The sequence below is a fragment of the Elioraea sp. genome (assembly GCF_051860475.1).
GTDB lineage: Bacteria > Pseudomonadota > Alphaproteobacteria > Acetobacterales > Acetobacteraceae > Elioraea.
In genome coordinates this window covers 26,613-34,444 of record NZ_JBHYDW010000033.1, presented here as the reverse complement: position 1 = coordinate 34,444, position 7,832 = coordinate 26,613, and the positions used below count along the sequence as shown (strand labels likewise).

The 7,832-nt window shown below is 71.2% G+C and carries 8 protein-coding genes; all 8 read left to right on the top strand.

Annotation, left to right across the window (positions count from 1 at the left end):
• Window positions 1-183: 183 nt before the first annotated feature.
• The 8 genes from ACTIFU_RS08560 to ACTIFU_RS08525 all read left to right on the top strand — a co-directional run bounded on the left by ACTIFU_RS08560 (window position 184) and on the right by ACTIFU_RS08525 (window position 7,825).
• Complete coding sequence (locus ACTIFU_RS08560) at window positions 184-1,659, top strand: M81 family metallopeptidase (RefSeq protein ID WP_439577883.1); 1,476 nt, start codon at window positions 184-186, stop codon at window positions 1,657-1,659.
• Between the two features lie 3 nt (window positions 1,660-1,662).
• Window positions 1,663-2,682: an ABC transporter ATP-binding protein gene (locus tag ACTIFU_RS08555; RefSeq protein WP_439577882.1), complete on the top strand. Its 1,020-nt coding sequence runs from the start codon at window positions 1,663-1,665 to the stop codon at window positions 2,680-2,682.
• The gene (locus ACTIFU_RS08550) at window positions 2,679-3,650 is read left to right on the top strand and encodes an ABC transporter ATP-binding protein (RefSeq protein ID WP_439577881.1); all 972 of its coding nucleotides are present in this window, start codon (window positions 2,679-2,681) and stop codon (window positions 3,648-3,650) included. The genes ACTIFU_RS08555 and ACTIFU_RS08550 overlap by 4 nt, the downstream gene beginning before the upstream one ends.
• Before the next feature lie 32 nt (window positions 3,651-3,682).
• The gene (locus ACTIFU_RS08545) at window positions 3,683-5,059 is read left to right on the top strand and encodes an aspartate aminotransferase family protein (RefSeq protein ID WP_439577880.1); all 1,377 of its coding nucleotides are present in this window, start codon (window positions 3,683-3,685) and stop codon (window positions 5,057-5,059) included.
• Between the two features lie 113 nt (window positions 5,060-5,172).
• Entirely contained in the window at window positions 5,173-5,724 is a 552-nt protein-coding gene (locus ACTIFU_RS08540) for a gamma carbonic anhydrase family protein (RefSeq protein WP_439577879.1), read from the top strand.
• Window positions 5,721-6,263, top strand: coding sequence for a hypothetical protein (locus ACTIFU_RS08535; protein WP_439577878.1), 543 nt, complete (start codon window positions 5,721-5,723; stop codon window positions 6,261-6,263). Before ACTIFU_RS08540 ends, ACTIFU_RS08535 begins: the two co-directional genes overlap by 4 nt.
• A gap of 14 nt (window positions 6,264-6,277) precedes the next feature.
• Window positions 6,278-7,471: an amidohydrolase gene (locus tag ACTIFU_RS08530; protein ID WP_439577877.1), complete on the top strand. Its 1,194-nt coding sequence runs from the start codon at window positions 6,278-6,280 to the stop codon at window positions 7,469-7,471.
• 9 nt (window positions 7,472-7,480) lie between these two features.
• On the top strand, window positions 7,481-7,825 hold the full coding sequence (locus ACTIFU_RS08525) for an MmcQ/YjbR family DNA-binding protein (protein ID WP_439577876.1): 345 nt from the start codon (window positions 7,481-7,483) through the stop codon (window positions 7,823-7,825).
• The last annotated feature ends 7 nt before the right edge of the window (window positions 7,826-7,832 follow it).

Below are 7,832 nucleotides of genomic sequence, written 5' to 3'. Positions count from 1 at the left end.
GGCAACCTGATCCGCGACGGGGTGGCGGACGTGCTGGAGGCGCCGCAGCTGGCGATCCTGCCCGGCATCGCGCTCACTCTCGCCGTGCTCGCATTCAACAAGGTGGGTGATGCGCTGCGCGACGCGCTCGACCCCCGCGACCTCACCGCCGCCACCGCGAAGAAGACCTAGGGAAGAACATCGATGCGCATCGCGATCGCCGGGCTCAGCCTGGAATCCGTGAGTTTCCTGCCGATCGAGACGACGATCGAGGATTTCCGCAGGACCGAGGTCGCGGGTGCTGCGCTGGTCGAGCGCTACCGCGGCACCAACACCGTGCCCGGCGGCTTCATCGATGTCTGCGAGCGTGAGGGGATGGAGATCGCGCCGATCCTGCGCGCCGAGGGAGGAGCGGCCGGACCGGCAGCGGACGACGCCTTCGTGCATTACTCCGACCGGATCTGCGCCGGGCTCACGGCTGCCGGCACGCTCGACGGCGTGCTGCTCAACCTGCACGGCGCGATGGCGACGCCGACGCGGCTCGACCCCGACCGGGAGCTCGCCGAGCGCGTGCGTGCCGTGATCGGCCGCAAGGTGCCGCTGGTGGTGGCGCTCGACTACCACGCCAACATCGACGCGACGCTGCTTCAGGTCGCGGATGCCGTGTTCGGCTACCACTACTCGCCGCATGTCGACATGGGCGAGACCGGCGAGCGCGCTGCGACCTGCCTGGTGCGCATGCTGCGGGGCGAGATCCGCCCCGTGGCGGTCCTGCTGAAGCCCGGCGTGATGGTGCCGAGCATCTTCAGCGCCACCGGCCTCGCGCCGCTCTCCGGGATCGTCGCCGAGTCAATCCGCATGGCCAAGGGCTCGCCGCGGTGGCTCGATGTCTCGGTGTTTGCCGGCTTCTCCTATGCCGACGTGCCGAACTGCGGCTTCTCGGTGCTCGCGGTCGCCGACGGCGACGAGGCGCTCGCGCGGCAGGCTGCGACCGCGCTTTGCGACCGGATCAAGGCTGCATGCCACGCGCTGATGCATCGCGAGCTCGTGCACGGGCTCGAGGAGGGCGTGTCGCTCGCGCTCGAGAAGGCGCGCTCCGCGACGAAGCCGATGGTGATCCTCGAACACGCCGATCGGATGAACGACTCGACGCATGTGCTGCGCGCGATCCTCGGCCGCACCAACGGCGTGCGCGTCGCCGTGCCCTATCTCTGGGATCCGCAGGGGGCTGAGGAGATCGTCCGCGCCGGCGCGGGTGCGACGGTCAAGGTCGCTGTCGGCGGGCGTTCGTCCGATCGCGCCGGCGGGCCGGTGACGCTCGAAGGCAAGGTGCTGTTCGCCGACGGCAAGACCTATCGCACCAGCGGTCCGATGGGACGCGGCAACCACGTCGATCTCGGCCCGACCGGCGTGGTCGATACGGGCGACGTCGTGGTCTGGGTCACCTCGACCCAGAAGACCGCGATCGACGAGGACTGCTTCCTCCAGTTCGGCATGAAGGCGTCGGATTTCGGCGTGATCGTGCTGCGCTCGAAGACGCACTTCCGCGCGGTGTACGAACCGCTCGCCGAGGAGATCCTGATTGTCGACACGCCGGACTGGGGCCCGGCCGATCTGACCACGCTGCCGTTCCGCCTTGTGCCGACGGACCGGATCTTTCCCTTCGTCGACGAAGCCTGACGCATGAGCGCCTCCACGCCCTCGCCGGAGCCGCTGCTGTCGGTGCGCGATCTCAGGGTCGCGTTCGACACACGGCGCGGGCGCGTGGTCGCGGTGGACGGGGTGAGCTTCGAGGTGGCCGAGGGCGAGACGCTCGGCATCGTCGGCGAGTCGGGCTGCGGCAAGAGCGTCACGGCACTGGCGATCCTGCGACTTGCCGGGCGCGGCGCGCGCACGCTCTCGGGCGAGATCCGTCTGGCAGGCCGCGACCTGCTAACCCTCTCCGACGAGGCGATCCGCGACGTGCGCGGCGCGGAGGTCGGCATGGTGTTCCAGGAGCCGATGACCTCGCTCAATCCGGTGTTCACGGTGGGCGAGCAGATCGCCGAGCCGCTGATGCGCCATCGCGCGATGCCGCGCCGCGCCGCGCTCGACCGTGCGGGCGAGCTGCTCGACACGGTCGGCATCCCGATGGCGCGCGCGCGGCTGGCGAGCTACCCGCACGAGCTCTCGGGTGGGATGCGCCAGCGGGTGATGATCGCGATGGCGCTTGCCTGCCAGCCACGACTGCTGATCTGCGACGAGCCGACAACGGCGCTCGACGTCACGGTGCAGGCGCAGATTCTCGAACTGCTGGCGACGCTGCAGCAGGAATTCGGTACCGCGATCATGCTGATCACGCACGACCTTGGCGTGGTGGCCGAGTTCGCCCGCCGCGCGATCGTGATGTATGCGGGACGGATCGTCGAGCAGGCCGCGGTCGGGCCGCTGTTCGATCGCCCGCTGCATCCCTACACCGAGGGTCTGCTCGCGAGCATTCCGCCGATGGAGGACGATCTCGAACGGCTGCGCGCGATCGAGGGCACGGTGCCGAGCCCGTACGCGATGCCGAAGGGCTGCCGCTTCGCGCCACGCTGCGCCGCCGTCCGCCCGCCCTGCCGCACGATCGATCCGCCGCTCCTCCACCTTGATCCGGAACACGATGCTGCCTGCATCGCCCATATCGGCTATCGACTGCCCGAGACGGCGGAGCTGGCGCGATGACTGTGCCGCTCCTGCAGGTCGAGGGGCTGACCAAGCACTTCCCGCTCCGCCGCGGCCTGCTCGGACTCCGTCCGCGCGGCGCCGTGCGCGCGGTGGACGGGGTCAGCTTCGCGATCGCGCGCGGCGAGACGCTCGGCCTGGTGGGTGAGAGCGGTTGCGGCAAGTCCACCACAGGGCGGCTGCTGGTGCGGCTGCTCGATCCGACTGCCGGGTCGATCCGGTTCGACGGCACGGACATCGCGCCGCTCGGGCAGCGCGCGCTCAGGCCGCTCAGGCCCCAGTTCCAGATCATCGCGCAGGACCCGTATGGCTCGCTGAACCCGCGCATGCGCGTCGAGGAGATCCTGTCCGAGCCGATGCAGATCGCCGGTGTGCCGGCGGCGGAGCAGGGGCTTCGGGCGCGCGCGCTGCTGGAGCGCGTCGGGCTGGCGGCGGCGCATGCGGGCCGTTTCCCGCACGAGTTCTCGGGCGGGCAGCGCCAGCGCATCGCGATCGCGCGCGCGCTCGCACTCGAGCCGCGCTTCGTGGTGTGCGATGAGCCCGTCTCCGCGCTCGACGTCTCGGTGCAGGCGCAGATCATCAACCTGCTGCGCGACCTCCAGCGCGATTTCGGCCTCGCCTATCTGTTCGTCGCGCATGACCTCTCGGTGGTGCGCCACATCTCCGACCGGGTCGCAGTCATGTATCTCGGCCGGATCGTCGAGATCGCGCCGAAGCGCAGCCTGTTCGCGCGCCCGCGCCATCCCTACACCCAGGCGCTGCTCTCGGCGGTGCCGGTGCCACGGCCGGGGGCTGGGCGCAGGCGGATCGTGCTGACCGGCGACGTGCCGAGCCCCGCCGCGCCGCCCTCCGGCTGCCGCTTCCACACCCGCTGCCCGCGCGCGCAGCCGATCTGCCGCACCAGCGAGCCCGAACTTGCCGATGCCGGCGACGGACGCGCCGCCGCATGCCACTTCGCCGATCCCTGACGGCGCTCCTCCAGGAACGGGAGATCACCACCATGAGCGCGACCGCCGAACTGCGTGACCGCACCAACGACTTCTACGCGCCACTCAAGCGCCGCAAGGACGAGATCGAGGCGGAATACCGCGCGCTGACGCCCCGATCCGCCGCGCTGCACGCAGAGGCCGAGACCGTCTTCCCCGGCGGGTTCACCCGCGATGCCGTGCTGCGCCGTCCTTACGCGCCCTTCATCGAGAGCGGTACGGGCAGCAGGATGGCCGACGCCGACGGCCGCACGATCGTCGATTTCTGGTTCAACGCGACCTCGCTGCCGCTCGGCCACTGCCACCCGACCGTGATGCAGGCCGCCGCTTCGCAGCTCGGCCGCGGCACCGCGTTCTTCGCGCCCGGCCGCGGCGAGATCGCGCTCGGCCGGCTGCTGCTGGATCGGCTCTGGCCCGAGGGCGGCGGACGCGTGCGCTTCACCAATTCCGGCAGCGAGGCGGTGATGCTGGCGCTGCGCCTCGCGCGCGGCTTCACCGGCCGGCCGGTGGTGGCGAAGTTCGAGGGCAGCTATCACGGCAGCTACGACGACGTCTCGTGGTCGGTCGGCGCGGCGGCGGCGGCGCTCGGGCCGTCCAGCCAGCCATCGGCGGCACCCGAATCCGCTGGGCTTCCGTCGCCGCTCGGCCGCGCCTTGGTGCTGCCCTACAACGATCTCGCCGCCGCCGGCGCGCTGATCGAGCGCCACGCGGGCGAGCTTGCCGCCGTGATCCTGGAGCCAATGGCCAACCGGATGGGGCTGATCCTGCCCGAGCCCGCCTTCGTCAGCGGGCTCGCCGCACTCTGCCGGCGGTACGGCATCGTGCTGGTGTTCGACGAGGTGATCGCGTTCCGGGTCGGCTATCGCGGCGCGCAGGGCCTGCTCGCCGTGCGGCCCGACCTGACCACGCTCGGCAAGATCATCGGCGGCGGCTTCCCGGTCGGTGCGGTGATCGGGCGCGCCGACATCCTCGAATCGAGCCGGCCCTGGACGTCCGGGCGGGTTACCCATGCCGGCACCTTCAATGCCAATCCGATGACCATGGCGGCCGGGCTCGCGACCATGCAGGCGCTCGACGAGCCGGCGTTCGCGGCGATGGCCGAGCAGGGCGAGCGGACACGCGAGGCGCTGCGGCGCCTCTGCGACGGGCTGCCGTTGCAGGTCACCGGCGCCGGCTCGCTGTTCAAGATCACGGCACTCGAGCAGCCGATCCGCAGTTACCGCGACTCGGTGCACGCCGACCGCAGCTGGGAGGAGATCGCCTCGCTGGCGCTGCTCAATCGCGGCTATCTGATGACGACGCAGTTGCAGGGCTGCGTGAGCCTGGTCACGACCGAGGACGACATCGCCGGCCTGCTGGCGGCGATCGCGGATGTCGTTCGTCTCACCTGACCGCCGGTGCCGGCAACCCGCGGCGACACGTCGCGTCGTTCCCGCTAGGATGACGCGATCGTTCGAGGCGCGTCCGAGCAACCCCGTCGTGCCTCGCCGCTCAGGAGACCGTCATGCAGGGCCCGATCTTTCCCTTCCGCGGCACCACCCCGGCGATCCACGAGACCGCCTGGATCGCCCCCACCGCGGCGGTGATCGGCGACGTCCAGATCGGTGAAGGAACTGGCATCTGGTTCCACTGCGTGATCCGCGGCGACGTCAACATCGTGCGCATCGGCGCGCGCACCAACATCCAGGACTGCACGCTGATCCACGTGAACCGCGAGAAGTTCCCTTGCCTCATCGGCGACGACGTCACCGTGGGTCACATGGCGATCATCCACGCCTGCACGCTCAAGGACCGCGCCTTCGTCGGCATGGGCGCGATCGTGCTCGACGGCGCGGTGATCGAGGAGGGCGGCATGCTCGCCGCAGGCGCCGTGCTGACCCCCGGCAAGGTGATCCCAGCGGGCGAGCTCTGGGCCGGCGCGCCGGCGCAGTTCATGCGCAGGCTCGACAAGCCGGGCGACCGCTTCTTCGAGCACACCGCGCCGCACTATGCCGGGCTCGCCGCCGAGTATCGCCGCGAGTACCGCGCGCTCGCACTCTCGCGCGCCGCGGAATGATCGCACGCCGGATCATCCTGCTCGGCGCCATCGCTCTCGCCGCCTGTGACGGAGGACCCGTGGAGACCGTGCAGATCCCTCCCGGCGCGCTGCCGGGCACTGGCGAGGCGCTCGCCCAGGCCAGCGAGACGGCGCACCACATGCTGGTCGCGCGGCCCGACCAGCTCGCGGATCAGCCCGCCAACGCGGCCTACGCACTGATGCTCTACGAGATCGCGACGGTGGAGGCCGCCGCCGGTCGCCTCGCCGACCAGTGGCCGGGCCGACTGATGCGCGAGGCGCGGCCTGTCGTGCGCGCGGCTGCCGGGTTCGCCTCGGAGGCGACCGCGCAGCAGGTGGTGGACGCGCTCTGGGCGGTGTTGCAGGCGCTGCGCCGCAATGACGAGCCGGGTGCGCGCGCGGCCCTCGTCCCCCCCGCCGCGCTGCAGACCGAGATCGCGCGCGACCGGCTGCAGCGCTACACCCTGCCGAGCCAGGGCGTGCGCGCGCTGCGCGCGCTTCAGCAGGCCGTGATGCAGGACCGGATGCGCAACCAGTAGCTAGGGACGGACGAATGCCGCACGATCTGGTGCTGACGAATGCACGGCTTGCCGACGGGCGGTCGGGCGCTCACGTCGCGATCGACGGCGGACGCATCACCGCGATCGGCGAGGGCACCGCGCCCGAGGCGGCAACGGTGATCGATCTCGGCGGCGCCCTCGTGCTGCCGGGCCTGACTGACGGCCACATGCATCTCGACAAGACGCTGTTCGGCCTTCCGTGGTGGCCGCACGCAGCGGAGCCCTACCGCATGAGCCGGATCGAGACGGACGCGCGCGTGCTGCCCAACCTTGCACTCGGCACTGCCGCGCGTGCGGGTGAGCTGATCCGCCGCTGCGTCGCGCATGGCACTGCGCATATCCGCACCCACGCCGATATCCGCCTGGAGTTCGGCCTCGCCGCGCTCGAAGGCGTGCTGGAGGCGAAGGCGGCGCACGAACAGGCCTGCACGGTGCAGGTGGTGGCCTTCCCGCAGGCCGGCGTGATGCGTGTTCCGGGCACCGCCGAGCTGCTGGATGCGGCGATGCGCGCGGGCGCGGATCTCGTCGGCGGCATCGATCCGTGCGAGGTCGACCGCGACCCGAAGGGCCAGCTCGACACGCTCTTCGCGCTTGCCGAACGGCACGGACGCGGCATCGACATCCACCTGCACGAGCCGGCCGAGATGGGCCTGTTCAGCCTGCAGGAGATCTGCGCCCGCGTGCGCGCGCACGGCATGCAAGGCCGCGTGACGATCAGCCACGGCTTCTGTCTTGGCGGACTCGCGGAGAGTCGGCAGAAGGCGGCCGCGGCGATGATGGCGGAGGTGGGCGTGTCGCTGGTGACGCACGGCGCCGGCAGCGCGACCCTGCCGCCGCTCGGTGTGCTGCGCGAGGCCGGCGTGCAGGTGTTCTGCGGCAACGATGACGTGCGCGATACCTGGAGCCCCTACGGCAACGCCGACATGCTCGAACGCGCTTCGATCATCGGCTGGCGTATCGACTGGCGCACCGATCCGCTGCTCGCGGACCTGTTCGGCATGGTCAGCAGCGACGGCGCGCGCGCGCTCGGCATCGCCGAGCACGGCGTCGATGTCGGCAGGCCGGCGACGCTGTTCACCCTGCCTGCGGAGACGATCGCCGAGGCGATCGGCCAGCACCCGCCGCGCCGGCTCGTGCTGTTCGCGGGACGCGTGGTGGCGCGCGACGGCGCTTTCGTAGCCGGATAGCCTCGTTCGATGTCACCGACCGACCGCCTCCGCGCGATCTGCCTGGCCCTGCCGGAGGCGATGGAGAAGCAGGCCTGGGGCGATCCCACCTGGCGCGTGCGCGACCGCATCTTCGCGATGGAGAAGCGCGGTGACGGCCGCGTCTCGGTCTGGTTCAAGGCGCCGGAGGGCAGTCAGGCGATCCTGGTCGGCGCCGCGCCGGAACGGTTCTTCGTGCCCCCCTATGTCGGGCACAAGGGATGGGTCGGCGCCCGGATCGATGACGGGCCGGATTGGCGCGAGATCGAGGCGCTGGTCCGGCGGAGCTACCGGATGATTGCCCCGAAGCGGCTCGGCGCGCGCGTCGTCGCGTAGGCGCGGC

What these genes read in the sequence shown, in the direction of transcription:
- ACTIFU_RS08550 (WP_439577881.1), top strand. Translation starts at nt 2,679, where the DNA reads ATGACTGTGCCGCTCCTGCAGGTCGAGGGGCTGACCAAGCACTTCCCG.
- ACTIFU_RS08535 (WP_439577878.1), top strand. Translation starts at nt 5,721, where the DNA reads ATGATCGCACGCCGGATCATCCTGCTCGGCGCCATCGCTCTCGCCGCC.
- ACTIFU_RS08530 (WP_439577877.1), top strand. Translation starts at nt 6,278, where the DNA reads ATGCCGCACGATCTGGTGCTGACGAATGCACGGCTTGCCGACGGGCGG.
- ACTIFU_RS08540 (WP_439577879.1), top strand. Translation starts at nt 5,173, where the DNA reads ATGCAGGGCCCGATCTTTCCCTTCCGCGGCACCACCCCGGCGATCCAC.
- ACTIFU_RS08555 (WP_439577882.1), top strand. Translation starts at nt 1,663, where the DNA reads ATGAGCGCCTCCACGCCCTCGCCGGAGCCGCTGCTGTCGGTGCGCGAT.
- ACTIFU_RS08560 (WP_439577883.1), top strand. Translation starts at nt 184, where the DNA reads ATGCGCATCGCGATCGCCGGGCTCAGCCTGGAATCCGTGAGTTTCCTG.
- ACTIFU_RS08545 (WP_439577880.1), top strand. Translation starts at nt 3,683, where the DNA reads ATGAGCGCGACCGCCGAACTGCGTGACCGCACCAACGACTTCTACGCG.
- ACTIFU_RS08525 (WP_439577876.1), top strand. Translation starts at nt 7,481, where the DNA reads ATGTCACCGACCGACCGCCTCCGCGCGATCTGCCTGGCCCTGCCGGAG.